Source organism: Pseudomonas sp. GW456-12-1-14-TSB6 (assembly GCF_059424205.1).
Map to the genome: position 1 here is coordinate 91,103 of NZ_JBWKZE010000003.1, position 25,631 is coordinate 116,733.

Sequence of the window (25,631 nt, forward strand, 5' to 3'; positions counted from 1 at the left end):
CCCTTCCCGGGCTTTGTTTCTTTTCGACTTAAGTTGCCATTTATGCTCAAACGCCTTGCCTGGCTGGCGCTGTGTGTCTGCGCCCCGCTGTCCGCCGCGCCTCACATCGACCCTCAACGTTTGCAGCAACTGGCCAACGACCGCTTCTGGATTTCCCTCGGTCATTACGAAACCGCCAAACTCGGTGGCTGGCGCAGCTACGTCAGCGACAAAAAATTCTTCCTCGCCCCCGACGGCAACGAACACCCCGACCATGAACTGGCCGCCACCGTGCAGGCGTTGTACGCCCCGGCCAGTCTCGGTGAGCGACACGCACAGTGCGTTTACCCGGCACGCACCCGCTGGTTGAAAGATCAACTGAACCTGACCGACCTGCCGACGCCGGACTGCGCCGAATTCAAGAAATGGTTCAAGGACGTCTCGCCCCACAGCGCGGTGATGATTTTCCCGGCGGCCTACCTCAACAGCCCGTCGTCGATGTTCGGCCATACCCTGCTGCGCATCGACCAGGCCGACGTGCAGAGCGACAAGACTTCGCTGCTCAGTTACGCGATCAACTTCGGCGCCTACATCGAAGGTTCGGACAACAGCATTCTTTACGCCTGGAAAGGCCTGATGGGTGGTTATCCGGGACTGTTCGCACTCGTGCCCTATCAGGAAAAACTCTCGGAATACCGCAGCCTGGAAAACCGCGACCTGTGGGAGTACCGGCTCAACCTGACGCAAGCCGAAACCGCGCGCATGGTCGAGCATGTGTGGGAGCTGAAGCAGATCCAGTTCGACTATTTTTTCTTCGATGAAAACTGCTCCTATCGCCTGCTTGAACTGCTGCAAGTCGCCCGTCCGAGCCTGCGACTGACCGAGCAATTCCCGCTGACGGCGATCCCCACCGACACCGTCAAAGCGGTGAAGGAAGCCGGGCTGGTCGAGCACATCGAATATCGTCCGTCCCGCGAGCGCGAACTGCTCAGCCGTGCCGAGCCCCTGAGCGGCGAAGAACAGGACTGGGTGCTGAAAGTCAGCGCCGACCAGCAGCAATTGCAGGATCCAGCCTTCCAGGCCCTGCCCCGGGATCGCCAGGCGCTGATTGTTGACGCGGCGTATCGGCTGGAGCGCTACCGCGCCAACGGCCAGGAGCGTGATCCACAGCGAGCGCAACGCAGTTTCGAATTGCTGCGAGCGATCAACAAGAACCCGGCGCCGGAGCTGCAAATTCCCCAACCGGGCCTGCCCGAGGACGGCCATGAATCGCGCACCTGGCAGGCCGGTGTCGGCACTCGGGGTGACCGCGCGTTCGGCGAGTACGGCTTGCGCATGGCCTATCACGACCTCAACGACAACGCGGAGAGTTTCCCCCTCGGCGCACAGATCGAAATCCTGCAGATGAAGCTGCGCCAGTACGAAGGCAATCACTGGCAATTCCAGCAACTGGATCTGGCGACCATCCGCTCACTGACGCCGCGCAATGCGCTGTTGCAGCCGCTGTCTTGGCAAGTCACCGGCGGTCTTGAGCGTGTGCCGGGCAAGCACGATGACGAGACATTGGTCAGCCATGTCAACGGCGGCGGTGGCGGTACCTGGGCATTGGGCGACGATGTGCTGGGTTTTGCCCTCGGTACGGTGCGCGTTGAACACAACAATGATTTCGCCGAGTTCGTTTCCCCCGCAGGCGGTTTCAATACCGGCGTACTGTGGAAAAACCCGTTGGGCAATCTCAGCCTGGAGGCCAAAGGCGATTACTTCTTCAACGGTGAAGTGCGCCGTAGCCTGAGTCTGAACCAACAGTGGGAACTGTCGCGCAACCTCGGCCTGCGCCTGAGTGCGCAGCGCGAGTTCAGCCATCTGGCAACACCGGAGACCGAAGTGATGCTGGAAGTGAAGTGGTATCACTACTGAGGTTTTGATCTTTCTTTCACGCCCCATCGACGAATCCGCTTCTAGACTTTCCCTATCAGCCGTTTGACGGCCCGGGAGAGTGTGATGTGGCGGTGTGTGTGTTTTGCGGGCGTGTTGCTGTTGCTGGGTGGCTGTCAGAGCACCCACGAAGATCTGATTGCCAAGGGTTATCCACCGGCGTTCGCTGACGGTTTCGATGACGGTTGCATCAGCGGTCGCCAGGCCGCCGGCTCGATCAGCGGCGAGTTTCGCAAGAACGTGCCGCGTTATCTCAAGGACAAGCAATACGCCGAAGGCTGGAGCGACGGCTTCCGCCAGTGTCAGGCGATGCTGGAAAACAAGGACCGCGAACAGTATCGCAACGAACACTGGGACGAACGCGAGCGCGCCTGGCAGCAGGAGAAGGATCAGGGCGCCGCGCGGGCTTATCGTTCGCAGTAGGTCGCTTCCAGACATCCAGCGAAACCTTTTGCCTGCGACCATGGCCCAACGGCTATAACAGGAGCCCACCATGAGTCGCGCTTTCGTCAACGAAGACAATGCCGCTGCGCAAGCCGATCAGCCGGTCGAACGGCAGGTCAGCACCCAGCCCAATTACGTCACGCCGCAAGGGTTTGCCCAATTGCAGGCAAAAGTCGCCGAACTGCAAAGCCTGCACGCAGAGCAGTCGGCCAAGGGCGAACAGGCCGACAAGCAGCGGCTGGCCGATCTCGAACGGGATTTGCGATATTTCAATCAACGGGTCGGCAGCGCTCAGGTCGCACCGGCCCCGACATCTACCGACAAAGTGCAGATCGGCAGCTGGGTGACCTACGCCGACGAACACGACACCGAGCACCGGGTGCAACTGGTCGGTGAAGACCAGGCCGATGCGGCCAACGGCCTGATCAACTGGGCCTCACCGCTGGGCCGTGCGCTGCTTGGCGCGCGGCTCAACGATGAAGTGCTGTGGCAGCGCCCGGCCGGCGATCAACTGATTGAAGTGATCCGTATAGAGCGTTCTTAAACTACGCCTTGCGCCAACATCGCGTCGGCGACTTTGACGAAGCCGGCGATGTTCGCGCCTTTGACGTAGTTGATCCGGCCGTTTTCCTCACCGTAATGCACGCAGGCGTGGTGGATCGACTGCATGATCCCGTGCAACTTGCTGTCCACTTCGCCCCCGGTCCACAGCAGGCGCATGGCGTTCTGCGACATCTCCAGCCCACTGACCGCTACGCCGCCGGCATTCGAGGCCTTGCCCGGCGCAAACAGAATCCCGGCCTCGATAAAGATATCCACAGCCTCAAGGGTGGTCGGCATGTTCGCGCCTTCGGCCACGCAGATGCAGCCGTTGCGCAGCAGGGTGCGCGCGGATTCGGCGTCGAGCTCGTTCTGGGTCGCGCATGGCAGCGCGATGTCGCACGGCAACGACCATGGCAATTGACCGGCGCGGAACTCCAGGCCGAATGCCGCCGCCAATTCGCTGATCCGCCCACGCTTGACGTTCTTCAGTTCCAGCAGCGCCAGCCACTGTTCTTCGCTCAGGCCCGCCTCGCAATACAGCGTGCCTTCGGAGTCGGACAGGGAAATCACCTTGCCGCCCAGATCCATCACTTTGCGAGCCGCGTATTGCGCGACGTTGCCGGAACCGGAGATCGCCACGCGCTTGCCTTCGACGCTCTGCTCGCGGCGCTTGAGCATTTCCTCAGCGAAATACACGCAACCGAAACCGGTGGCTTCCGGGCGGATCAGGCTGCCGCCGTAGGTCATGCCCTTGCCGGTCAGCACGCTGGTGAACTGGTTGCTCAGGCGCTTGTACTGGCCGAACAGGAAACCGATTTCCCGAGCGCCGACACCGATATCACCGGCCGGCACGTCCACGTCGGCACCGATGTGGCGGTACAACTCACTCATGAACGCCTGGCAGAAACGCATGACTTCGGCATCGCTCTTGCCCTTCGGATCGAAGTCCGAACCGCCCTTGCCGCCGCCCATGGGCAACGAGGTCAGGGAGTTCTTGAAGGTCTGTTCGAAGGCGAGGAATTTCAGCACGCCCATATTCACCGAAGGATGGAAGCGCAAACCGCCCTTGTACGGGCCGATAGCGCTGTTCATCTGGATGCGGAAACCGCGATTGACCTGCACCTTGCCCTGATCGTCGACCCACGACACCCGGAACACCACCGCCCGCTCCGGCTCGCAGATGCGCTCCAGAATCCCCGAGGTCAGATAGTGCGGATTGGCTTCGAGAAACGGCCAGAGGCTGCGCAGGACTTCTTCGACGGCCTGGTGGAATTCGGGTTGATCCGGATCGCGTTTTTTCAGACGGGCGAGGAAGGATTCGACGGATTCGATCATGGGAAAAGTCTCGGCAGATTTGTTGTCGTTGGAAGCGATTGAGCCGGACTGTAACAAACGACATGTACACAGCAACAGACAAAAATGTCGCATTTATGAAAACAAATAGTACACACGCTATAAAACAGTCTGCATTGCAGGCAAAAAAAAGCGGAGCCCGAAGGCTCCGCTTTTTCATGCAACCAACCCGTAATCAGGCCAGTTTCTTGTGGCGTACCCGGTGTGGCTGGGCCGCTGCTTCGCCGAGGCGCTTTTTGCGATCGGCTTCGTACTCGGTGTAGTTGCCTTCGAAGAACACCGCTTGCGAGTCGTCTTCGTACGCCAGGATGTGAGTCGCGACACGGTCAAGGAACCACCGATCGTGAGAGATCACAATGGCGGCGCCCGGGAAGTCCAGCAGGGCTTCTTCCAGGGAACGCAGGGTTTCAACGTCGAGGTCGTTGGACGGTTCGTCGAGCAGCAGGACGTTGCCGCCCTCCTTCAGGGTCAGCGCCAGGTGCAGACGACCGCGCTCACCACCGGACAGGTCCTTGACGAACTTTTGCTGATCGCCGCCCTTGAAGTTGAAGCGCCCGACGTAGGTACGCGACGGGATCTCGTAGTTGCCGATGCGGATCTGGTCGGAACCGTCGGAGATCTGCTGGAACACGGTCTTGCTGCCGTCCAGGTCTTCGCGGCTCTGGTCAACACAGGCAAGCTGCACGGTTTCGCCGATCTCGATGCTGCCGGAGTCCGGGGTTTCCTTGCCCATCAGCATGCGGAACAGGGTCGACTTACCGGCACCGTTACCGCCGATCACGCCGACGATGGCGCCTTTGGGCATCGAGAACGACAGGTTGTCGATCAGTACGCGATCGCCGTAGCCCTTTGTGACGTTCTTGAATTCGATGACCTTGTCACCCAGGCGCGGACCGGCCGGGATGTAGATCTCGTTGGTTTCCGAACGCTTCTGGAATTCCTGCGATTGCATTTCTTCGAAGCGTTGCAGACGAGCCTTGGATTTCGACTGGCGGGCCTTGGCGCCTTTGCGCACCCACTCCAGCTCTTCCTTCATGGCTTTTTCGTGAGCCGATTGCTGCTTGGATTCCTGGGCCAGACGATCGGACTTGGCTTCCAGCCAGCCCGAGTAGTTGCCCTCGTAAGGAATACCCGCGCCGCGGTCGAGTTCCAGAATCCAGCCGGCGACGTTGTCCAGGAAGTAACGGTCGTGCGTGATCGCGACCACAGTGCCCGGGAAGTCGTGCAGGAAGTGTTCGAGCCAGGCAACGGAGTCGGCGTCCAGGTGGTTGGTCGGTTCGTCGAGCAGCAGCATGTCCGGGGCGGACAGCAGCAGACGGCACAGGGCCACACGACGTTTTTCACCACCGGACAGGTGTTCCACTTTCGCGTCCCAGGCCGGCAGACGCAGCGCATCGGCGGCAACTTCCAGCTGGCGCTCCAGGTTGTGACCGTCGCTGGCCTGCAGAATCGCTTCGAGCTTGGCCTGTTCGGCGGCCAGCTTGTCGAAGTCGGCATCCGGATCGGCGTAGGCCGCGTAGACCTCGTCCAGACGCGCTTGCGCATCCTTGATCACGCTGACCGCTTCCTCGACCACTTCACGCACGGTCTTGGTCGGATCCAGTTGCGGCTCTTGCGGCAGGTAACCGATGTTCAGTTCCGGCATCGGGCGCGCTTCGCCTTCGAACTCGGTGTCGACGCCGGCCATGATTTTCAGCAGCGTGGATTTACCCGAACCGTTGAGGCCGAGTACGCCGATCTTGGCGCCGGGGAAGAAAGACAGCGAAATGTTTTTCAGGATTTCCCGCTTCGGCGGAACAACTTTGCCCAGCCGATGCATGGTGAAGACGTATTGAGCCATGGAGAACCTTGGGTCAGTGACAGATGAATGATTGGAGCGCAGGCGATGCCCGGCCAGACCGATGCGCGTCGTTCACTTGATGGTCATCAATGCGTGCGCGCTGAAAAAGTCTGAGTCTAGGAGCTGGAACGCTCCCGCGTAACCGGCAAAGCTACCTTAATGACGGAAGGCAGTCCAGCCGAGTGGGGCTGGCACTTCGCCACAACTCAAGGCATGCTAGCCGCCTCTTGGGCGTCCGGCTTATAGTGCACGTCGCGCCAGTCCAGCCAGACCGCAGGATTACAGCTTGTCCAACGTCACTCCGCCAGCCTCTGTGAGCAGCACCCAACCGGCGCCCGGCTCGTCCCTGCGCGGAACCTTGAAAGGCGCGCTGGCGACGCTGGTGCTTTTGCTGCTGGCGCTGCTGTTCTGGCAACTGCTCGATCAACTGCGTGAAACCCAGAAAAACCAGCGTCAGTACACCATCGACTACACCGCCGACCTCGCCGCTCAGGTCAGCCTGAACATGGCGTTGAACGCGCAGATCGCCCTCAACCTGCTACCGATCGTCGAACAACCGCAGTCGGCCGACGAACAGCAGGCACTCCTGCGCAAACTTCAGAAATCACTGCCCGACCTGCGCAGCCTGGCCCTGCTCAGCCCGTCCGGAAAGATCCTCAGCGACAGCGCCGCCGACAGCCATGACGCCGATTACCTCAGCGATCTGGTGCGCCGCAGTCGCGCTCAGGCGCATTACTTCAGCAACGACGAAGACGGTTCGGTGGTGCATCTGCTGCTGCATCAGGCCAGTGGCAGCACTCGCGGTTACTGGGCGCTGCGGCTGACACCCACCTTCTTTAAAGCACTGACCAAACAAGGCGAAACAGGCATCCGTCCTCTGTGGCTGGTGGAAAACCGCATCAACCATCAGATCATCAGCCGCGACGAAGCGATGCCCGTCGGCAGCACCAGCGTCCTGACCCCGGACGATCTCGCCAACAGCGTGCTGACAGTGCCGCTGAGCAGCAGCGACTGGCAACTGCGTGGCCTGTTCGACCGCCAGCATGTGCTCGAACAACTGCTGCCGGCGTTCATCGGCAAATGCCTGTTGGGCCTGGCGCTGTCGCTGCTGCCGTTTATCGCCCTGCTCAACATGCGTCGCCGTCAGCGTCAGGTGCATGAGGGGCGTCGGCGTTATCAGGATATTTTCGAAGGCACCGGCGTGGCGTTGTGCGTGCTGGATCTTTCGGGGCTCAAACAGGTTTTCGAAAGGGCCCAGATCCAGACCAGCGACCAGCTCAAGGCCTGGCTCGACCAGCCGGCACAGCGCCAGCAATTGCTCCACGAACTGCGGGTGACCGAGGTCAACCAGGTCGCGCTGCAACTGCTCAACGTCAATTCCTGCGACCACGCCTGGCAACTGTTGATCGACGGTCAGCCGCACAGTCAGTGCGCCATCGGCAATCAGGTGCTCGACGCGGTGCTGCAGCAGCAAAAGCAGCTGGAACTGGAAATCAGACTGCCGGACATCAATGGCCGCGACCAGCACCTGTGGCTGGTGCTGCGCCTGCCGCAGGAACAGCACGACTACAAGGCCGTGATCCTGAGCATCAACGACATCACCAGCCGCAAGCTGATCGAACTGTCGCTGCTGGAGCGCGAAGGTTTCTGGTCGGATGTGGTGCGCACCGTGCCGGATCATCTGTATGTGCAGGACGTGATCAGCCAGCGGATGATCTTCAGCAACCACCACCTCGGCCAGACCCTCGGTTACAACCGCACCGAACTGCATCAGATGGGCGAGTACTTCTGGGAAATTCTCCTGCACCCGGAAGACGCCGACTATTACCACCGCTCACGGCAGATGCAGCGTCACGCCGGTTACAGCCAGTTGTTGCAATGCCAGCTGCGCTTCCGTCATCGCGACGGCGAGTGGCGGCGCTTCGATATTCGCGAACAGGCGCTGGCCCGGGACAAGCACGATCAGGTCACGCGGATCATCGGCGTGGCCAAGGACATCACCGAGCAGATCGAAGCCAGCGAATCCCTGCGTGACAGCGAACAGCGCTACCGGATGCTCGCCGAAAGCATCAGCGACGTGATTTTCTCCACCGACAGCAAGCTCTCGCTGAACTACGTCAGCCCCTCGGTGCAAGCCGTGCTCGGTTATGACGCCGAGTGGATTTTCCAGAACGGCTGGCAGTCGACCATCGCCAACCCGCAGCAACTGAGCGGCATCTATCACCTGATGGATCGCGTCAGCAAAGCCCTGGGCAAACCCGAACAACTGGTGATTTTGCGCAGCCAGGTGCAGACCCAGCTGTTCCTGTTCGACTGCCTGCGCGCCGACGGCCGCAAGATCCCGATCGAACTGCGCCTGGTGCTGGTGTGGGACGAGCATGGCGCCTTCGAAGGCGTGCTCGGGGTCGGTCGCGACATCAGTCAGCAGCGCCGCGCCGAGAAAGACCTGCGCATGGCGGCCACGGTATTCGAACACTCGACCTCGGCAATCCTGATCACCGACCCGGCCGGTTACATCGTGCAGGCCAACGAGGCGTTCAGCCGGGTCAGCGGTTACGCGGTGGGTGAAGTGCTCGACCAGCTGCCGAACATGCTGACCGTCGACGAACAGCAGGACGCACACCTGCGCTACGTGCTCAAGCAGTTGCACCAGCACAGCACCTGGGAAGGTGAAGTCTGGCTCAAGCGCCGCAACGGCGAGCACTACCCGGCGTGGGTCGGCATCACCGCCGTGCTCGATGACGAGGGCGACCTGGCCAGTTACGTGTGTTTCTTCAGCGACATCAGCGAGCGCAAGGCCAGCGAGCAGCGGATTCACCGCCTCGCCTACTACGACGCCCTGACCCACCTGCCGAACCGCACGCTGTTCCAGGACCGTCTGCACACCGCGCTGCAATCGGCCGAACGGCAGAAGTCGTGGGTGGTGCTGATGTTCCTCGACCTCGACCGTTTCAAACCGATCAACGACTCCCTCGGCCACGCCGCCGGCGACCGCATGCTCAAGGACATGGCCACGCGCTTGCTGGCCTGCGTCGATGATGACGACACCGTGGCGCGGATGGGCGGCGACGAATTCACCCTGCTGCTGCAACACCGCTCCAGCCGCGAAATGGCGCTGAACCGTGCGATCCACGTGGCCGAACAGATTCTTGGCAGTCTGGTGCGACCGTTCGTGCTGGAGGGGCGCGAGTTCTTCGTCACCGCCAGCATCGGTATCGCCCTGAGCCCGCAGGACGGCAATGAACTCAGCCAGTTGATGAAAAACGCCGACACCGCGATGTACCACGCCAAGGAGCGCGGCAAGAACAACTTCCAGTTCTACCAGGCCGACATGAACGCCAGTGCGCTGGAACGTCTGGAACTGGAAAGCGACCTGCGCCACGCCCTGGAGCAGAATGAATTCGTGCTCTATTACCAGCCGCAGTTCAGCGGCGACGGCAAACGCCTGACCGGCACCGAAGCCCTGCTGCGCTGGCGTCATCCCCGTCGCGGGCTGGTGCCACCGGGGGATTTTATACCGGTGCTCGAGGAACTCGGGCTGGTGGTGGACGTCGGCGATTGGGTGATCAGCGAGGCTTGCCGTCAGCTCAAGACCTGGCACCAGAACCGTGTGCGCGTACCGAAGGTCTCGGTGAACATCTCGGCGCGGCAGTTCTCCGACGGCCAGCTCGGCACGCGGATCGCCACGATCCTGCGCGAGACCGGCCTGCCGCCGGCTTGCCTGGAGCTGGAACTGACGGAAAGTATCCTGATGCGCGAAGTCAGCGAGGCGATGCAGATTCTTGCCGGTCTGAAGAACCTCGGCCTGAGCATTGCAGTCGACGACTTCGGCACCGGCTACTCGTCGCTGAACTACCTCAAGCAATTCCCGATCGACGTGCTGAAGATCGACCGCACCTTCGTCGACGGCCTGCCGTCCGGCGAGCAGGACGCGCAGATCGCCCGGGCAATCATCGCCATGGCCCACAGCCTGAATCTGGCGGTAATCGCCGAGGGCGTGGAAACCCATGAGCAACTGGACTTCCTGCGCGAGCATGGCTGCGACGAGGTTCAGGGTTATCTGTTCGGGCGGCCGATGCCGGCGGGCCGGTTCGAAGCGCAGTTCAGCAATGATGCGCTGTTCATGTTCGACTGAAGATCGGCGGCGCGATCTTCGCGAGCAAGCTCGTTTCCACAGGGATTGATGTCGATCACAAAATCGCGGGGCGGCCTCGGTTATTGTGCAAACCGGCTGGTCAGCGAAAAGGCCGGCACGGACGCCACACATCTGGTCATGAACGCCACTTGTCTGCGACATGATGTCGTTTCATATGCCATCCAAAACCCGTTGGGTTAGAATGCCCCCCTTTTCTGCCCCCGATCCTTGAGGACCGCCATGTTCAGCCGTGATTTGACTATTGCCAAGTACGACGCCGATCTTTTTGCCGCCATGGAGCAAGAAGCCCAGCGCCAGGAAGAACACATCGAGCTGATCGCTTCGGAGAACTACACCAGCCCAGCGGTGATGGAAGCTCAAGGCTCGGTACTGACCAACAAGTACGCCGAAGGCTACCCGGGCAAGCGCTACTACGGTGGTTGCGAGTACGTCGACGTTGTCGAGCAACTGGCTATCGACCGCGCCAAAGAGCTGTTCGGCGCCGACTACGCCAACGTTCAGCCGCACGCCGGTTCCCAGGCCAACGCCGCTGTTTACCTGGCCCTGCTGTCGGCCGGTGACACCATCCTGGGCATGAGCCTGGCTCACGGCGGTCACCTGACCCACGGCGCCAGCGTTTCCTCCTCCGGCAAGCTGTACAACGCCATCCAGTACGGCATCGACGCCAACGGTCTGATCGACTACGACGAAGTCGAGCGCCTGGCTGTTGAACACAAGCCGAAAATGATCGTGGCCGGTTTCTCTGCCTACTCGCAGATCCTCGACTTTCCGCGCTTCCGTGCCATCGCCGACAAGGTTGGCGCCTACCTGTTCGTCGACATGGCTCACGTGGCCGGTCTGGTCGCCGCTGGCGTCTACCCGAACCCGGTTCCGTTCGCTGACGTCGTGACCACCACCACCCACAAGACCCTGCGCGGTCCACGTGGCGGCCTGATTCTGGCCAAGGCCAACGCCGACATCGAGAAGAAGCTGAACTCCGCCGTATTCCCGGGCGCCCAGGGTGGCCCGCTGGAACACGTGATCGCCGCCAAAGCGATCTGCTTCAAGGAAGCACTGCAGCCTGAGTTCAAGGCTTACCAGCAACAAGTGGTGAAAAACGCCCAGGCCATGGCCGGCGTGTTCATCGAGCGCGGTTTCGACGTGGTTTCCGGCGGTACTGAAAACCACCTGTTCCTGCTGTCGCTGATCAAGCAGGAAATCTCCGGTAAAGACGCCGACGCCGCTCTGGGCAAAGCGTTCATCACCGTGAACAAGAACTCCGTGCCAAACGACCCACGCTCCCCGTTCGTCACCTCCGGCCTGCGCTTCGGTACTCCGGCCGTGACCACTCGCGGCTTCAAAGAGGCAGAGTGCAAAGAGCTGGCTGGCTGGATCTGCGACATCCTGGCTGATCTGAACAACGAAGCGGTGATCGACGCCGTTCGTGAGAAAGTCAAAGCCATCTGCAAGAAACTGCCGGTATACGGCGCTTAATTGCGACGTTAAACCCGCAGCAAGAAAACCGGCCAAGTGATTGGCCGGTTTTTTTTCGCCCGGATTTTTTCAAACAGCTGAATCGCTCAAGAATGGGACTTGCCGCTCAACTGGTCAGACCGGTAATGCCAATTCGTCATTTTTCACTTGCGATCCCTAAAAAACAGCGCCTAGACTGCACCCGCACTGGACATACCGGTAAGACCACAATAATTAAGTCCTGAATCTGATGCGCCCCGCGCACGGCAGCCAGGACACCGACCAGGATTCCTCCCATGCTCAGATGGTGCTCGCGTTCAATCTTCCTCCAAGTGGTTCTCGGACTGATGCTCGGCATCGTCTGCGGGCTGACCCTTCCCGAATACTCGGCCCAGCTCAAACCGCTCGGCGACGGTTTCATCAAACTGATCAAGATGCTCATCGGCCTGATCGTGTTCTGCGTGGTGGTCAGCGGCATCAGCGGCGCGGGCGATCTGAAGAAGGTCGGGCGCATCGGCCTCAAGTCGGTGATCTACTTCGAAGTGCTGACCACCATCGCCCTGGTGATCGGTCTCGTGTTCGCCTTCACCACCGGAATCGGCAGCGGCGCCAACATCCATCTGGAGCAACTGTCCGCCGCCGACATGGGCGACATCGCCGAACGCGGCCAGCATATGCACACCACCACTCAGTTCCTGATGGACCTGATCCCGACCTCGGTACTCGGCGCCTTCGCCGATAACAATATCCTCCAGGTGCTGCTGTTCTCGGTGCTGTTCGGCAGTGCGTTGAATCTGGTGGGCGAAGCCGCTTCCGGAATCTCGCGGCTGATCAACGAACTGAGCCACGTGATCTTCCGCATCATGGGCATGATCGTGCGTCTGGCACCGATCGGCGTGTTCGGCGCCATCGCCTTCACCACCAGCAAATACGGCCTGGATTCGCTGCAACATCTGGGCAGCCTCGTCGGCTTGTTCTACCTGACCTGCATCGCCTTCGTCGCGCTGATTCTCGGTCTGGTGATGCGCCTCTCCGGCCTGCGCATGTGGCCGCTGCTCAAGTACCTGCGTGAAGAACTGCTGATCGTCATGGGCACCGCCTCCTCCGACGCCGTGCTGCCGCAGATCATGCGCAAACTGGAACATCTGGGCATCGGCAGCTCGACCGTCGGGCTGGTGATTCCTACCGGTTACTCGTTCAACCTCGACGGTTTTTCGATCTACCTGACCCTGGCCATCGTGTTCATCGCCAACGCCACCGGCACGCCACTGGCCATGACCGATCTGCTGACGATTTTGCTGGTATCGCTGATTACCTCCAAAGGTGCCCACGGCATTCCAGGTTCGGCGCTGGTGATTCTCGCGGCCACGCTGACGGCCATCCCGGCGATTCCGGTGGTCGGTCTGGTGCTGGTGCTGGCCGTGGACTGGTTCATGGGCATCGGCCGGGCACTGACCAATCTGATCGGCAACTGCGTTGCCACCGTGGCCATCGCCCGTTGGGAAAAGGACATCGACGTGCAACGGGCGAACAAGGTGCTCAACGGCGAGCAGGGCTATAACTTTCAGCCGAGAAAAACCGTCGCTCAAGCGGCGGCCAAAGAATTCTGAATGACCGCCGTGCCTGCGCCAATGCAGGCACGGCACATGGAGCGAACCCGTGATTACTACATCAACCGTCGTCAACTCAGTGGTAGAAAAACTTCGGGCTGCGCTGGCCCGTGGTCAGTGGCGCTCCGGCGAGATGCTGCCGGGTCAGCGCGAACTGGCAGAACAACTGGGCATCAGCCGCCCGAGCCTGCGTGAAGCGGTGATCGTGCTGGAAACCCTCGGTCTGGTGCGCTCGATGCCCGGCAAAGGCGTGGTGGTGCTCGACGCCCAGGCCAGTGACAGTCAGAGCCACGACAGCGCAGTGGCCGGCGCCAGCCTCGAAGACGTGCTGCAACTGCGCTACACCCTCGAACCGTTCATCGTCGGGCTGGTGGCGCAGTCGATCAGCAGCAAGGAAGTCGGCCAGCTGCGCCTGACCCTGATGGACATGCGCGAAGCCCTCGAAGCGGGCGACAGCGAGGCCGGGGTCAGCGCCTACATCGCGTTCCACGAGGAGCTGTTCACCCTGACCTCGAATCCGATTTTCCAGAGTGTGGTGCAACAGACCAGCAACGCCCTCAAGCAAAGCGCCGAGGTGCTGCGCAATTCGCCGGAGCACCTGGCCGAACGCCTTGAAGAAAACGAAGCCGTGGTGCGCGCGATCCGCAGCAAGAACAGCGCCCAGGCCAGTGCCGAAATGCGTCGGCACATCCTGCGTGAAGGCCAGCGGATGGGCATCGAGCTGAATATTCCGGATGACAACCTGAGCCACTGAAACGCCTCACACTGGAGACCGGCCATGAACAGTCTTGCCACGCCGTCGCACCCTCGCCCGATCTCGACGGCCCTGCCCTTCTCCCGCCTGCACGCGCCGGTGGAGGATCTGTATCCGCGCCTGTTCGACGCAATCCTCGAACAGCGCATCGATGCTGCCAGCCGTTTCACCGAAGAAAGTCTCAAGCAGATGTTCGGGGTCAGCCGCGCCGATGTGCGTCGGGTGCTGACCCAGCTGTCCCACGAACAGATCATCGTACTGCGGGCCAACCATCGACCACGAGTGGCCGCGCCGGATGCCGAGCAGACACGTCAGACCCTGCACGCCCGGCGCCTGGCCGAGAACACGCTGGTGCGACTGGCTTGTCAGCATGTGCAGGTTGAAGATCTGAAGCGCCTGCGAGCGTTGATCGAACGGGAGCGTCAGGCTGTGGATAAAGATCGGCGCGGGGCGGCGATTCGCCTGTCCGGGGAGTTTCATTTGCAGGTGGCGAAAATGGCGCGGAATGCACCGTTGGCGCATTTTCTCGGCACGCTGGTGCCGCTGACCTCACTGGCGATTGCGCGATGCACTGAGACCACGCACAGCTGTTGCGGCTGGCAGGATCACGCCCGGATCGTCGAGGCGATCGAGCGTGATGACGCCGTCGAGGCGGTGTCGCTGATGAACCGTCATCTGGATCACCTGGAGCAGACGATTCTCAGCGGTTCCACGCACTGAAAGCGCGGCGGACTCAGTTCGCCGCCACCCTGGCAAACCCCAACCGGATTTTCTCTTCCGGCAAATCGTCGGCGATAAACACGATCACGCTTTCCCGCGCCTCGCCTTCCGCCCACTCGGTGTCCCAGTCGAAGCCATAGAGTTTCAGCACGCCCTGGAACACCAGCCGCCGATCTTCGCCCGCGATGTTCAACACGCCTTTGTAGCGCAGCAATTGCTTGCCGTGCTCTTCCAGCAATTCATTCATGAACTCGCTGAGCTGATCGATATCCAGCGGCTGATCGGTACGCAGCACCAGACTGGAAATCCGGTCGATGGACGGCGCCTTGCTCACCGGTCGCAGACTCACCCCGCCGCCGAGATCGGCATTCAGGTTGAAACCGCGCACATCGAGCAATTCCGCCAGATCGATGTTGCCGTGCTCGACCACGCGGATCGGTGCACGGCGGTTGATGCGGGTCAGGCGCTCGCTGAGCGCCGTGAACGCAGCCTCGTCCACCAGATCGGTCTTGCTCACCAGCAGGCGGTCGGCAAAACCGATCTGCGCCTGGGCGATGGTCTGGGTCAGGTGCTGTTCGGCGTGGGCCGCGTCGACGAGGGTGATGATGCCGTCGAGCAGGTAACGCTCGCGCAGTTCTTCGTCGATGAAAAAGGTCTGTGCCACCGGGGCCGGGTCGGCCAGACCGGTGCATTCGATGACCAGCCGATCGAAAGCGATTTCGCCGCTGTCCAGCCGTTCGAGCAGCAGATACAGGGCCTTGGTCAGGTCGGTGTGAATGGTGCAGCAGACGCAGCCGTTGGCCAGGGTCATGACTTGCACCGGCTCGTCGCCCAGCAATTGGGTATCGATACCGGCGTCGCTGAATTCGTTTTCGATCACGGCGATTTTCAGGCCGTGCTCGGCTTTCAACAGATGGCGCAGCAAGGTGGTCTTGCCGGCGCCGAGGAAACCGCTGAGCACCGTTACAGGTATTGGAGAAGACAACATCGATCCCCTTCGCAAAATTGATGAACGACACAAAACAAATGTGGGAGCGGGCTTGCTCGCGAAGGGGTCGTGTCAGTCGACATCATTGCTCAATGACACACCGCTTTCGCGAGCAAGCCCGCTCCCACCGTTGGGGACTGCATCAACCGAAGGCTGTCAGATCAACAGCACTTCGGCCCACCCTTGCCACCGTAACGGGCTTCCTGACGTTCGCGAAAGAACATCTCGTAGCTCATCACCGGTTTGTCCGGGTGTTTGGTCTGCATATGCTCGACGTAGGTGTCGTAGTCGGGCATGCCGACCATCAGGCGCGCGGCCTGACCGAGGTATTTACCGAGGCGACTCAGGTCATTGAACATGCTGCAATCCTCTGGTTACGCGTCCGGCAGGGCCTGGAATGGCGATTCTTTGTCCGTACGCTCTTTTTTGCCCCAGGCGGCGATGCCGACCTTGAGCGCATAGAACAGGATGCTGAATACCACGAACAGGAACAGCGCGGTCAATGTGGCGTTGGTGTAGGCGTTGAAGATCACGTGCTGCATCTGCTCGACGTTCTTGGCCGGAGCGAGCACCTGACCCGCGGCCAGTGCGTCGTTGTATTTCTTGGCCAGCGACAGGAAGCCGATCGCCGGATTGGCGTCGAACAGCTTGATGAAGCCTGCGGTCGTGGTGCAGATCAGCAGCCAGGTGGCCGGCAACAGGGTGACCCAGATGTAGCGCTGGCGCTTCATCTTGATCAGGACCACGGTGCCGAGCATCAGTGCGATACCGGCCAGCATCTGGTTGGAGATGCCGAACAGCGGCCACAGGGTGTTGATACCACCCAGCGGATCGATCACGCCCTGATACAGCAACCAGCCCCACATCGCCACACAACCGGCGGTAGCGATCAGGTTGGCGGTCCAGGATTCGGTACGTTTCAGCGCCGGTACGAAGGAGCCGAGCAGGTCCTGCAGCATGAAGCGACCGGCACGGGTACCGGCATCGACTGCGGTCAGGATGAACAGCGCTTCGAACAGGATCGCGAAGTGGTACCAGAACGCCATGGTGTTTTCACCCGGCAGGACGCTGTGCAGGATCTGCGCGATACCGACCGCCAGGGTCGGCGCACCACCGGCACGGGCCAGGATGGTGGTTTCGCCGATGTCATGCGCCACGGCTTGCAAGGCTTCCGGGGTAATGGCAAAGCCCCAGTTGCTGACTGCGGTTGCCACGGCCACCACATCACCGCCGACCACGGCAGCCGGGCTGTTCATGGCGAAGTACACGCCCGGCTCGATCACCGAGGCAGCGACCATGGCCATGATGGCCACGAACGATTCCATCAGCATGCCGCCGTAACCGATGTAACGGGCGTTGGTTTCGTTATCCAGCAGCTTCGGCGTTGTCCCCGAGGAGATCAGCGCGTGGAAGCCCGATACCGCACCGCAGGCGATGGTGATGAACAGGAACGGGAACAGACCGCCCTTCCATACCGGGCCGGTGCCGTCGACGAACTGGGTCAGGGCCGGCATTTTCAGCTCGGGCATGGTCACCAGGATGCCGATCGCCAGAGCGACGATGGTACCGATCTTGAGGAAGGTGGAGAGGTAGTCACGCGGTGCAAGGATCAGCCACACCGGGAGCACGGCGGCGACAAAGCCATAACCGATCAACATCCAGGTGATTTGCACACCGGTGAAGCTGAAGGCTTTGGCCCAGACCGGATCGGCGGCAATCTGCCCGCCCAGCCAGATCGAACCGAGCAGCAGCAACACGCCGATGACCGAGATCTCGCCGATGCGGCCCGGACGGATGTAGCGCATGTAGATGCCCATGAACATCGCGATCGGGATGGTCGCCATCACGGTGAAGATGCCCCACGGGCTCTCAGCCAGGGCTTTGACCACGATCAGCGCCAGCACCGCGAGGATGATGATCATGATCAGGAAGCAGCCGAACAGAGCGATGGTGCCGGGGATGCGGCCCATTTCTTCACGCACCATGTCGCCCAGGGACCGGCCGTTGCGGCGGGTGGACATGAACAGGACCATGAAGTCCTGCACCGCGCCCGCCAGCACCACGCCGGCGATCAGCCACAGCGTACCGGGCAGATAGCCCATCTGCGCCGCCAGCACCGGACCGACCAGCGGCCCCGCGCCGGCAATGGCCGCGAAGTGGTGACCGAAGAGAATGTGTTTGTTGGTCGGAACGTAGTCCAGACCGTCGTTGTTGAGCACGGCGGGGGTGGCCCGACGCGGATCGAGTTGCATCACATTGTTAGCGATGAACAGACTGTAGTAACGGTACGCAACCAGATAGATGGCCACGGCGGCGACCACAATCCACAAGGCGTTGATCGCCTCGCCTCGGCGCAATGCCACTACGCCCAGGGCGCACGCTCCTACGATTGCCAGCAGCAGCCAGGGTAAGTGGCGTAGCAGGCTATTATTATTTTTCATTTTATTATTCCAGCCAGGGTGGACAAGAAAGACAGCCACCCCGAGTTTAGCGCTGTTGGCGGCAAAGGCCATACCCCGACATTGGTCTAGACAGTCCATTCGTTGGCATCACCCCGCCGGTCGGGTCTATAGTCAGCTGACCTTCCTGAGGATTGCGCCATGAGCGAGCACCCGTCCGAGCGTCGCCGCTTCAAACGTATCGCGTTCGATGCCAGAACCGAATTGAGCCAGGGCGAATACATCTGGCCGGTGAAGCTGATCGACCTCTCGCTCAAGGGGCTGCTGATCGAGCGGCCCGAGCCCTGGCTGGGCAATCCCGAGCAGGACTTTTTCGTCGACATTCATCTGAGCGAAGACGTGCACATCGAGATGGATGTGCAACTGGCTCATGAAGATCACGGCCAGCTCGGTTTCGTGTGCCGGCACATCAGCCTGGAGTCGATTCAGCGCCTGCGTCGCTTGATCGAACTCAATCTGGCCGACGAAACCGAACTGGAACGCGAGCTCGGGGCGCTGATCGACGTCTGATCACTCGAACAACGAGTCCAGCGCCTGCTCCAGTCGTGTCACCGCAATGATCTGCAAGCCTGGCGGGGCTTCCTTCGGCGCATTGCCCTTGGGCACGATTGCGCGCTTGAAGCCGTGCTTGGCGGCTTCCTTCAAACGCTCCTGGCCGCTTGGCACCGGGCGCACTTCGCCAGACAGACCGACTTCGCCGAACACCAGCAAGTCATGGGGCAACGGACGGTTGCGCAGGCTCGACATGACGGCGGCCATCAACGCCAGGTCGGACGCGGTTTCCAGCACCTTCACCCCGCCGACCACGTTGAGGAACACGTCCTGATCGTGAGTCGGAATGCCGCCATGACGGTGCAGCACCGCCAGCAACATCGCCAGACGATTCTGATCCAGACCCAGCGTGACCCGGCGCGGATTGGCCAAGTGACTGTCGTCCACCAGCGCCTGGACTTCCACCAGCATCGGCCGAGTGCCTTCCCACGTCGCCATCACCACACTGCCCGGGACTTCTTCCTGAGCGCGGGTGAGAAAAATCGCCGAAGGGTTGGAGACTTCCTTCAAGCCCTTGTCGGTCATGCCGAACACGCCCAGCTCGTTGACCGCGCCGAAACGGTTTTTCACCGCTCGCAGCAAACGCAACCGGCCATCGGACTCGCCTTCGAAATACAGCACGGTATCGACCATGTGCTCCAGAACCCGCGGCCCTGCGAGCGCGCCTTCCTTGGTCACGTGGCCGACCAGGAAAATCGCCGTGCCGCTTTGCTTGGCGTAACGCACCAGCAACGCCGCACTTTCGCGTACCTGGGACACCCCGCCCGGTGCCGATTGCAGTTGTTCGGTGAAAATCGTCTGGATCGAGTCGATCACCATCACCTTGGGTTTTTCCTGACGGGCGGTGGCAATGATGGTTTCGATACAGGTTTCGGTCATGACCCGCAATTGATCCTGCGGCAGGCCCAGACGACGTGCACGCATGGCGACCTGTTGCTGGGACTCTTCGCCAGTGACGTACAACGCCGGCATGGTCTTGGCGAGGTTGCACAGGGTCTGCAACAGAATCGTCGATTTGCCGATGCCGGGGTCGCCACCGATCAGTACCACCGAGCCGTCCACCAGACCACCGCCGAGCACTCGGTCCAGTTCGCCGGAGGCTGTGGAGAAACGTGGAATCTCTTCGATGCTGACTTCGGCCAGGGTCTTGATCTGGGCCTGCTGTCCGGCCCAGCCGGTGCGCCCGCTCGGGGCGGCGGCACCGCCGCTCTCGACCATGGTTTCGGTCAGGGTGTTCCAGGCGCCGCATTCGCCGCATTGCCCGGCCCACTTGGGAAAGGTTGCGCCGCACTCGGTGCAGCCGTACATGCGCTTGGCCTTGGCCATCTGAACCCCCGGCAAAAACCGCGATGATAACGCAGCCATCGTCGATCAGCGCGCCGCGCCGGGACGGATTTTTCCGCTGGCCGGACGCGCGGCGCTGCTGCCGGTCAATCCCCGACAGTTGCCGGGGCTTGAAGGGTCGCTGTCAGTCGACCAGTTTGGCCGCCAGGGCCTTGACCCGATCCAGGTCACCCTTGGCCACTTTGGTCACACCGGCGCCGTATTCCGGATCCGCCTTATAGAGGAAGGACAGCATGATGTGCTTGCTCTCGTCATCGGCGCCGGCCAGCGAACCGCCGAAGCTCTCGATCAGATCCTGGCGCTCCTTCTTGCTGAACGAGCGATACAGATCACCGGCCTGCTTGAAGTTCTGCTCGCGCTGGATCTTCGCCTGTTGCGTACTGCCCTGCAGTGCGGTCTGGCTGTATCGCGCACCCGGCGTCTCTTCACGCGGTTGCAGACGGCTTGGCTGATAGTTGACCCCCGAGGTGCTCGCACCGGCATTCATCGCGCCATCCTGATTGCCATTGTTGACTGCCACTTTCGCAGCATTGATCGGCAATTGCAGTGCGTTGGCGCCGAGTCGATACATTTGCGTATCGGCATAGGCAAATATCCGGCCTTGCAGCAGACGGTCTTCCGAGGGCTCGATGCCCGGAACAACATTTGAGGGAGCCATGGCCACTTGTTCGGTTTCCTGGAAGACATTCGCAGGATTGCGATTCAAGACCATTTGTCCAACTTTTCGCTCTGGAATACCTGGCCAGATCTTGGTTGCATCAAGAGGATCGAAATCAAACTTGGACAAGTCTTGCGGATTCAAGACCTGAATGTACAAGTCCCACTTTGGAAAGTTGCCATTGTAAATATTTGTTACCAAGTCATTGGTCATATGACTGTAGTCACGGCCCTGAACTTGCACGACCTGTTTTGGATCGAGATTTTTTATCCCCTGCAAACTTTTCCAATGAAACTTCACATAGTGGATTTCGCCTTTGGCATTGACCAACTTATAGGCATGCACACTATTACCGTCCATCTCCCGATAACTGGCCGGAGTTCCCGAGTTGGAATACAACTCGGTCAATGTGCGGGTAGCTTCCGGTACATGGGAGAAGAAGTCGAAGCGACGTGAATCATCGTCGAGGTTGGTACGTGGATCGGGCTTGAAGGCATGCACCATGTCCGGGAACTTGATCGCATCGCGGATGAAGAACGTCGGGAAGTTGTTGCCCACCAGATCCCAGTTGCCATCGGCGGTGTAGAACTTGGTCGCGAAACCCCGTGGGTCACGCAGGGTTTCCGGAGAGTGATTGCCGTGAACGACCGCCGAGAAACGCACGAACACCGGCGTGACCTGGCCGACAGCGAATACCTTGGCCTTGCTCAGATCGCTCAGATCGTTGGTCGCGGTGAACGTGCCATGGGCACCGGTGCCTCGGGCATGCACGACGCGTTCGGGAATGCGTTCGCGGTCGAAGCGTTGCAGCTTCTGGATCAGTTGCACGTCCTGCAACAGCACCGGACCGTTGGCGCCGGCGGTCTGCGAGTTCTGGTTGTCGCCGACCGCGGCACCGTTATCCCGGGTCAAGGGCGCCGCATTCGCAGAAAGGGTCAGTAGGCCGGCAGTCAATAAACCGAAGGTACGACGAAGGGGAAAGCCCCCCAGGCCAGGCATGGAATTCATTTCAGGCTCCTCTGTTTTTTTGAGGCGCATCCAGGTGCGCCAGACAGAGGCTAGAAGCTCGGCTTGCCAAACATAAATAGAAAGTTCGTAACGCGATGATTGATCATTTTTTCTTGAAGATCAGCACGTTGCAGCGTATTGCGCGCGCGATTAGTGGCACTTTGCAAACTAATTGCGAAATGGTGTGTCGATAAAAACGGGCTTTGTAAGAAGGTGTTTCGCGCAGGACGCGTTATGCTGATTTACACTGCGTACACCAAACTCATCTGTAACAAGGAAATAACTATGGGCGTGCTCAGCGAGTTCAAGGCCTTCGCGGTCAAAGGCAATGTGGTCGACATGGCCGTCGGTATCATCATCGGCGCGGCCTTCGGCAAGATCGTTTCATCGTTTGTCGGCGATGTGATCATGCCACCCATCGGCCTGCTGATCGGCGGCGTGGATTTCAGTGACCTGGCCATCACACTCAAGGCTGCCCAGGGCGATGCGCCTGCCGTGATGCTGGCGTATGGCAAGTTCATCCAGAGTGTTCTGGACTTCGTGATCGTCGCCTTCGCGATCTTCATGGGCGTCAAAGCCATCAACCGCCTGAAGCGCGAAGAAGCTGTAGCCCCTACCCTGCCGCCGGTACCGACCAAAGAGGAAGAATTGCTGGGTGAGATCCGCGATTTGCTCAAGGCCCAGAACAACCAGCCTTGAAGACTGAAACGGCGCCTTAGGGCGCCGTTTCCTTACCAGTAGTTTTCCACCGCCACCTGTCCCGGTCGCCGGGTCAGACTCAAGGCCATGCCGCGTTGCTTGAGCAAGGCCCGGGTGTCATCGATCATCTGCGGATTGCCGCAGAGCATGACCCGGGAATGCGCCGGCGTCAGCTCCACACCGGCCATCTTTTCCAGTTCGCCATTTTCGATCAACGTAGTGATGCGACCGTTGAGGGCGCCGGCATACGGCTCACGCGTGACCACCGGAATAAACTGGAACTTGTGGGCGTATTCCGCGAGGTAGTCGCGCTGTGTCAGTTCCGCGATCAGTTGTTGATAAGCCAGTTCCCGGGCCTCTCGCACGCTGTAGACCAATATGATTCGCTCAAATTTCTCCCAGACTTCGAAGTCCTGCAGGATCGACAGAAACGGCGCCACGCCCGTGCCTGTGGATAACAGCCAGAGATCGCGGCCATCAATGAATCGGTCCAGCGTCAGATAGCCAAAGGCCTGGCGCTCTATCAGCAAGGTATCCCCCGCCTTCAGCCGGCTCAGTTCGCTGGTGAACTCGCCGCCCGGCACCACGATGGAAAAAAACTCGAGAAATTCGTCGAACGGCGAAGATACCATCGAGTAGGCGCGCCACACCGTACTGCCGTCCTCACGCGTAACGCCAAGCCGAGCGAATTGCCCGGCGCGGAAGCGGAAACCGGCATCCCGCGTGGTGCGCAGGGTGAACAGACTGGGGGTCAGCGGCTGTACATCGAGCAATGTCTGGCGGCTGAATTTTTCACTGCTGGCAGTCATTGGGTTACTCCATCAACAATGACTCAAGTGTTACCCATTAATCTTCAGTGGAACACCGACAATTTGTAATGACATTTCAAAGTGCCATCATCTAAAAGCCAGCAGCGGACATCGATTATAGAGGCCGAAGCGATGCAACCCTTTAAATGATTCCCTGCATATAAAAACTCATTATTCATATTCCAGTTTCTGCCACCGTCCAAGAACAAAAAAATCCAACAGCTTTGTAGGAATCCTCCTACACTTCCACCCGTGCTGGTTCCTTGGATCCAATTTGCCCCCCCCGCGGAAATGAAACACTGGAGAACAACCTAAAATGGAAAGGTGGAAGGAGTATCAAATAGAACAGCTTACGCGCGCGAAGAATATTGAAAACGCATTCCCGATCTTGAAAAACTTTGCCAACAACATCGGTTTTCAATTCTGCGGTATTACCGTCTCGCGGCCTGACTCCCAGTCATTCAAACCGTTTTATATCAATAACTTCACAGAGGCGTGGAACGACGAATACGAAAAACATTGCTGTGAAAACGACCCGATTACAGCTTTTTGCCATCATTCAATGTTGCCGTTTCTCTGGACCAGGAAAGCATTTTCCAAGGCACCGACAATGTGGAGTGCGCTTCAGAATCACGGGATGGAACATGGCTGGTCACAGTCGTATCTCGACGAAGAGAACGACCTGTGCTGCACCATCAGTCTGGCACGACCCCATTGCGAAATCTCTGCATTGGAGCTCTACGAACAATACGGTGTGATGCACTTCATCACGCAGCACTTGAGTGGAATGATCGTCCACGCCCTCCCGCCGGCACAGGCCAAATCACCGCCCGTACGACTGTCTACCCGGGAGCTCGAAATCGTAAGGCTGTGCGCATTGGGCAAGACAGCCTGGGAAATCGGCCAGATTCTGAATGTGGCCGAACGAACCGTGAACTATCACATCAAAAACCTGATCGTTAAGTTCAACGCCTGCAACAAGGTGTCAGCCGTCATCGCCGCCACCAGGGCTGGGTTTATTCCCACTCACCCGTACTGAAATCAGGCGAGTATTGCCAACAAAAAAAACGTACCATTTGCAACCTTCCTGAGTGATGACGCGATCTTTTGCGCCGCTGTCCACTCGGACGGTTCCGCCGCACTCCCCCTGGGCCGCGGGACACCCGTCGATTACCCAGAGTCCCCGCCCCATGCCTTTGCTCGATACGCCCTTCGCCCAGCTCGATCTGATCCGCCAGCCCGAACAGCAGAACGAACCGCTGCAAGCCTTCGACGCAGCCGACGAGTACTTGCTCAATCATGTGGCCGAACAAAATCTGCCGGCGGAGACCCGAGTATTGGTGCTCAACGACAGTTTCGGCGCATTGGCCATCAGCCTTTCGGGCAAGGTGCAGGTCAGCACCAGCGGTGATTCGTTCCTGGCGTTTCAAGGCCTTGAAAAAAACCTGCTGCGCAATGGTCAGGCATTCGATGCGCTGCGCGGCATTCCCGCCAGCGAGCCGTTAGCCGGGCCATTTGACCGGGTGCTGATCCGCGTTCCGAAAACCCTGGCACTGCTGGAAGAACAATTGATTCGCCTGCAAGGCCAATTGGCGCCCGGTGCGCAAGTGGTGGCAGCCGCGATGGTCAAGCATTTGCCCCGTGCCGCCGGTGATCTGCTGGAACGCTACATCGGCGCGGTTCAGGCTTCGCTGGCGGTGAAGAAGGCCCGACTGCTGATCGCCACGCCCGAGGCCAAGGCACCGGCCGTCTCGCCCTACCCGACCCGCTATCACCTCGACGAGCCGGCCATCGAACTGCTCAACCACGCCAACGTGTTCTGCCGTGAAGGGCTGGACATCGGCACCCGTGCCTTCCTTCCGCACCTGCCGAAAAACCTCGGCTCGGCACGAGTCGCCGACCTTGGCTGCGGTAACGGCGTACTGGCCATCGCCAGCGCCCTGCAAAATCCTGAAGCGCATTACACGCTGGTGGACGAATCGTTCATGGCCGTGCAATCGGCAGCCGAGAACTGGCGCGCGGCGTTCGGTGAACGTGACGTGATCGTACGCGCCGGCGACGGTCTGGCCGGCCAGGAGGCGCAATCGCTGGACGTAGTCCTGTGCAACCCGCCATTCCACCAGCAACAGGTGGTCGGCGATTTCCTTGCCTGGCGCATGTTCCAGCAGGCCCGCGAAGCGCTGGTCGTTGGCGGTGCGCTGTACATCGTCGGCAACCGTCACCTGGGTTATCACAGCAAACTGGCGCGACTGTTTCGGGGTGTCGAGCAAGTGGCGGCCACACCGAAATTCGTGATCCTCAAGGCGCGCAAATAATCCGGGCAAAAAA

Annotated in this window: 20 protein-coding genes; 12 read left to right on the forward strand and 8 right to left on the reverse strand. The window is 60.2% G+C overall.

Annotated features, from left to right (window positions below):
* The first annotated feature begins 42 nt into the window (after positions 1–42).
* From AC07Y2_RS03560 to AC07Y2_RS03570, 3 genes are all read left to right on the forward strand, one after another.
* Positions 43–1,896, forward strand: a complete 1,854-nt coding sequence (locus tag AC07Y2_RS03560; RefSeq protein ID WP_103385463.1) for an Lnb N-terminal periplasmic domain-containing protein — start codon at positions 43–45, stop codon at positions 1,894–1,896.
* 84 nt (positions 1,897–1,980) lie between these two features.
* Complete coding sequence (locus AC07Y2_RS03565; protein ID WP_064382109.1) at positions 1,981–2,337, forward strand: hypothetical protein; 357 nt, start codon at positions 1,981–1,983, stop codon at positions 2,335–2,337.
* Between the two features lie 70 nt (positions 2,338–2,407).
* Complete coding sequence (locus AC07Y2_RS03570) at positions 2,408–2,902, forward strand: GreA/GreB family elongation factor (protein ID WP_103385464.1); 495 nt, start codon at positions 2,408–2,410, stop codon at positions 2,900–2,902.
* Here the strand turns inward: AC07Y2_RS03570 and gdhA are convergent.
* The gene (gene gdhA, locus AC07Y2_RS03575) at positions 2,899–4,236 is read right to left on the reverse strand and encodes an NADP-specific glutamate dehydrogenase (protein ID WP_085668050.1); all 1,338 of its coding nucleotides are present in this window, start codon (positions 4,234–4,236) and stop codon (positions 2,899–2,901) included. The two genes, AC07Y2_RS03570 and gdhA, sit on opposite strands and share 4 nt — an antisense overlap.
* Before the next feature lie 193 nt (positions 4,237–4,429).
* The gene (ettA, locus tag AC07Y2_RS03580) at positions 4,430–6,094 is read right to left on the reverse strand and encodes an energy-dependent translational throttle protein EttA (protein ID WP_007950976.1); all 1,665 of its coding nucleotides are present in this window, start codon (positions 6,092–6,094) and stop codon (positions 4,430–4,432) included.
* Between the two features lie 286 nt (positions 6,095–6,380).
* Between ettA and AC07Y2_RS03585 the strand changes: the two genes are divergently transcribed.
* The 5 genes from AC07Y2_RS03585 (at position 6,381) to AC07Y2_RS03605 (ending at position 14,786) form a co-directional block, all read left to right on the forward strand.
* The gene (locus tag AC07Y2_RS03585; protein ID WP_039771736.1) at positions 6,381–10,229 is read left to right on the forward strand and encodes a bifunctional diguanylate cyclase/phosphodiesterase; all 3,849 of its coding nucleotides are present in this window, start codon (positions 6,381–6,383) and stop codon (positions 10,227–10,229) included.
* A 240-nt stretch (positions 10,230–10,469) separates the two neighbouring features.
* On the forward strand, positions 10,470–11,723 hold the full coding sequence (gene glyA, locus AC07Y2_RS03590; protein ID WP_007950978.1) for a serine hydroxymethyltransferase: 1,254 nt from the start codon (positions 10,470–10,472) through the stop codon (positions 11,721–11,723).
* Between the two features lie 275 nt (positions 11,724–11,998).
* Complete coding sequence (locus AC07Y2_RS03595; RefSeq protein ID WP_011336023.1) at positions 11,999–13,312, forward strand: C4-dicarboxylate transporter DctA; 1,314 nt, start codon at positions 11,999–12,001, stop codon at positions 13,310–13,312.
* A gap of 49 nt (positions 13,313–13,361) precedes the next feature.
* Complete coding sequence (locus AC07Y2_RS03600; protein ID WP_007950980.1) at positions 13,362–14,066, forward strand: FadR/GntR family transcriptional regulator; 705 nt, start codon at positions 13,362–13,364, stop codon at positions 14,064–14,066.
* Positions 14,067–14,090: 24 nt separating this feature from the next.
* Positions 14,091–14,786 carry a GntR family transcriptional regulator gene (locus AC07Y2_RS03605; RefSeq protein WP_103385465.1) on the forward strand — a complete coding sequence of 232 codons (696 nt, stop codon included), beginning with the start codon at positions 14,091–14,093 and terminating at the stop codon, positions 14,784–14,786.
* Between the two features lie 13 nt (positions 14,787–14,799).
* Here the strand turns inward: AC07Y2_RS03605 and yjiA are convergent, their stop codons facing one another.
* The 3 genes from yjiA to AC07Y2_RS03620 all read right to left on the reverse strand — a co-directional run bounded on the left by yjiA (position 14,800) and on the right by AC07Y2_RS03620 (position 18,215).
* On the reverse strand, positions 14,800–15,774 hold the full coding sequence (gene yjiA, locus AC07Y2_RS03610) for a GTPase (protein WP_166742305.1): 975 nt from the start codon (positions 15,772–15,774) through the stop codon (positions 14,800–14,802).
* A gap of 161 nt (positions 15,775–15,935) precedes the next feature.
* Positions 15,936–16,133 carry a YbdD/YjiX family protein gene (locus tag AC07Y2_RS03615; RefSeq protein ID WP_003228401.1) on the reverse strand — a complete coding sequence of 66 codons (198 nt, stop codon included), beginning with the start codon at positions 16,131–16,133 and terminating at the stop codon, positions 15,936–15,938.
* Positions 16,134–16,148: 15 nt separating this feature from the next.
* The gene (locus AC07Y2_RS03620) at positions 16,149–18,215 is read right to left on the reverse strand and encodes a carbon starvation CstA family protein (protein WP_039771745.1); all 2,067 of its coding nucleotides are present in this window, start codon (positions 18,213–18,215) and stop codon (positions 16,149–16,151) included.
* A gap of 159 nt (positions 18,216–18,374) precedes the next feature.
* Between AC07Y2_RS03620 and AC07Y2_RS03625 the strand changes: the two genes are divergently transcribed.
* Positions 18,375–18,743, forward strand: a complete 369-nt coding sequence (locus AC07Y2_RS03625) for a PilZ domain-containing protein (protein ID WP_064599557.1) — start codon at positions 18,375–18,377, stop codon at positions 18,741–18,743.
* On the opposite strand, the gene radA is transcribed toward AC07Y2_RS03625, so the two are convergent.
* Both radA and katB read right to left on the reverse strand, forming a co-directional pair.
* A complete protein-coding gene (gene radA / locus AC07Y2_RS03630) occupies positions 18,744–20,111 on the reverse strand; it encodes a DNA repair protein RadA (RefSeq protein ID WP_039771749.1) in 1,368 nt (455 codons plus the stop codon).
* A 142-nt stretch (positions 20,112–20,253) separates the two neighbouring features.
* Positions 20,254–21,795, reverse strand: a complete 1,542-nt coding sequence (gene katB, locus AC07Y2_RS03635; protein ID WP_103385466.1) for a catalase KatB — start codon at positions 21,793–21,795, stop codon at positions 20,254–20,256.
* A gap of 285 nt (positions 21,796–22,080) precedes the next feature.
* Here katB and mscL point away from each other — a divergent pair, with 285 nt between their 5' ends.
* On the forward strand, positions 22,081–22,494 hold the full coding sequence (gene mscL / locus AC07Y2_RS03640; RefSeq protein WP_039771752.1) for a large-conductance mechanosensitive channel protein MscL: 414 nt from the start codon (positions 22,081–22,083) through the stop codon (positions 22,492–22,494).
* A gap of 32 nt (positions 22,495–22,526) precedes the next feature.
* Here the strand turns inward: mscL and AC07Y2_RS03645 are convergent, their stop codons facing one another.
* Positions 22,527–23,303, reverse strand: a complete 777-nt coding sequence (locus AC07Y2_RS03645; protein ID WP_103385467.1) for a ferredoxin--NADP reductase — start codon at positions 23,301–23,303, stop codon at positions 22,527–22,529.
* A gap of 316 nt (positions 23,304–23,619) precedes the next feature.
* On the opposite strand from AC07Y2_RS03645, the gene AC07Y2_RS03650 reads away from it, so the two are divergent.
* On the forward strand, positions 23,620–24,342 hold the full coding sequence (locus AC07Y2_RS03650) for a LuxR C-terminal-related transcriptional regulator (RefSeq protein WP_103385468.1): 723 nt from the start codon (positions 23,620–23,622) through the stop codon (positions 24,340–24,342).
* A 151-nt stretch (positions 24,343–24,493) separates the two neighbouring features.
* Complete coding sequence (locus tag AC07Y2_RS03655; protein WP_103385469.1) at positions 24,494–25,618, forward strand: methyltransferase; 1,125 nt, start codon at positions 24,494–24,496, stop codon at positions 25,616–25,618.
* The last annotated feature ends 13 nt before the right edge of the window (positions 25,619–25,631 follow it).

Excerpts from the sequence above, each read along its gene's own strand:
- AC07Y2_RS03560 (WP_103385463.1), top strand. The coding sequence starts at position 43 with ATGCTCAAACGCCTTGCCTGGCTGGCGCTGTGTGTCTGCGCCCCGCTG.
- AC07Y2_RS03565 (WP_064382109.1), top strand. The coding sequence starts at position 1,981 with ATGTGGCGGTGTGTGTGTTTTGCGGGCGTGTTGCTGTTGCTGGGTGGC.
- AC07Y2_RS03570 (WP_103385464.1), top strand. The coding sequence starts at position 2,408 with ATGAGTCGCGCTTTCGTCAACGAAGACAATGCCGCTGCGCAAGCCGAT.
- gdhA (WP_085668050.1), bottom strand. The coding sequence starts at position 4,236 with ATGATCGAATCCGTCGAATCCTTCCTCGCCCGTCTGAAAAAACGCGAT.
- ettA (WP_007950976.1), bottom strand. The coding sequence starts at position 6,094 with ATGGCTCAATACGTCTTCACCATGCATCGGCTGGGCAAAGTTGTTCCG.
- glyA (WP_007950978.1), top strand. The coding sequence starts at position 10,470 with ATGTTCAGCCGTGATTTGACTATTGCCAAGTACGACGCCGATCTTTTT.
- AC07Y2_RS03595 (WP_011336023.1), top strand. The coding sequence starts at position 11,999 with ATGCTCAGATGGTGCTCGCGTTCAATCTTCCTCCAAGTGGTTCTCGGA.
- AC07Y2_RS03605 (WP_103385465.1), top strand. The coding sequence starts at position 14,091 with ATGAACAGTCTTGCCACGCCGTCGCACCCTCGCCCGATCTCGACGGCC.
- yjiA (WP_166742305.1), bottom strand. The coding sequence starts at position 15,774 with ATGTTGTCTTCTCCAATACCTGTAACGGTGCTCAGCGGTTTCCTCGGC.
- AC07Y2_RS03615 (WP_003228401.1), bottom strand. The coding sequence starts at position 16,133 with ATGTTCAATGACCTGAGTCGCCTCGGTAAATACCTCGGTCAGGCCGCG.
- AC07Y2_RS03620 (WP_039771745.1), bottom strand. The coding sequence starts at position 18,215 with ATGAAAAATAATAATAGCCTGCTACGCCACTTACCCTGGCTGCTGCTG.
- AC07Y2_RS03625 (WP_064599557.1), top strand. The coding sequence starts at position 18,375 with ATGAGCGAGCACCCGTCCGAGCGTCGCCGCTTCAAACGTATCGCGTTC.
- radA (WP_039771749.1), bottom strand. The coding sequence starts at position 20,111 with ATGGCCAAGGCCAAGCGCATGTACGGCTGCACCGAGTGCGGCGCAACC.
- katB (WP_103385466.1), bottom strand. The coding sequence starts at position 21,795 with ATGAATTCCATGCCTGGCCTGGGGGGCTTTCCCCTTCGTCGTACCTTC.
- mscL (WP_039771752.1), top strand. The coding sequence starts at position 22,081 with ATGGGCGTGCTCAGCGAGTTCAAGGCCTTCGCGGTCAAAGGCAATGTG.
- AC07Y2_RS03645 (WP_103385467.1), bottom strand. The coding sequence starts at position 23,303 with ATGACTGCCAGCAGTGAAAAATTCAGCCGCCAGACATTGCTCGATGTA.
- AC07Y2_RS03650 (WP_103385468.1), top strand. The coding sequence starts at position 23,620 with ATGGAAAGGTGGAAGGAGTATCAAATAGAACAGCTTACGCGCGCGAAG.
- AC07Y2_RS03655 (WP_103385469.1), top strand. The coding sequence starts at position 24,494 with ATGCCTTTGCTCGATACGCCCTTCGCCCAGCTCGATCTGATCCGCCAG.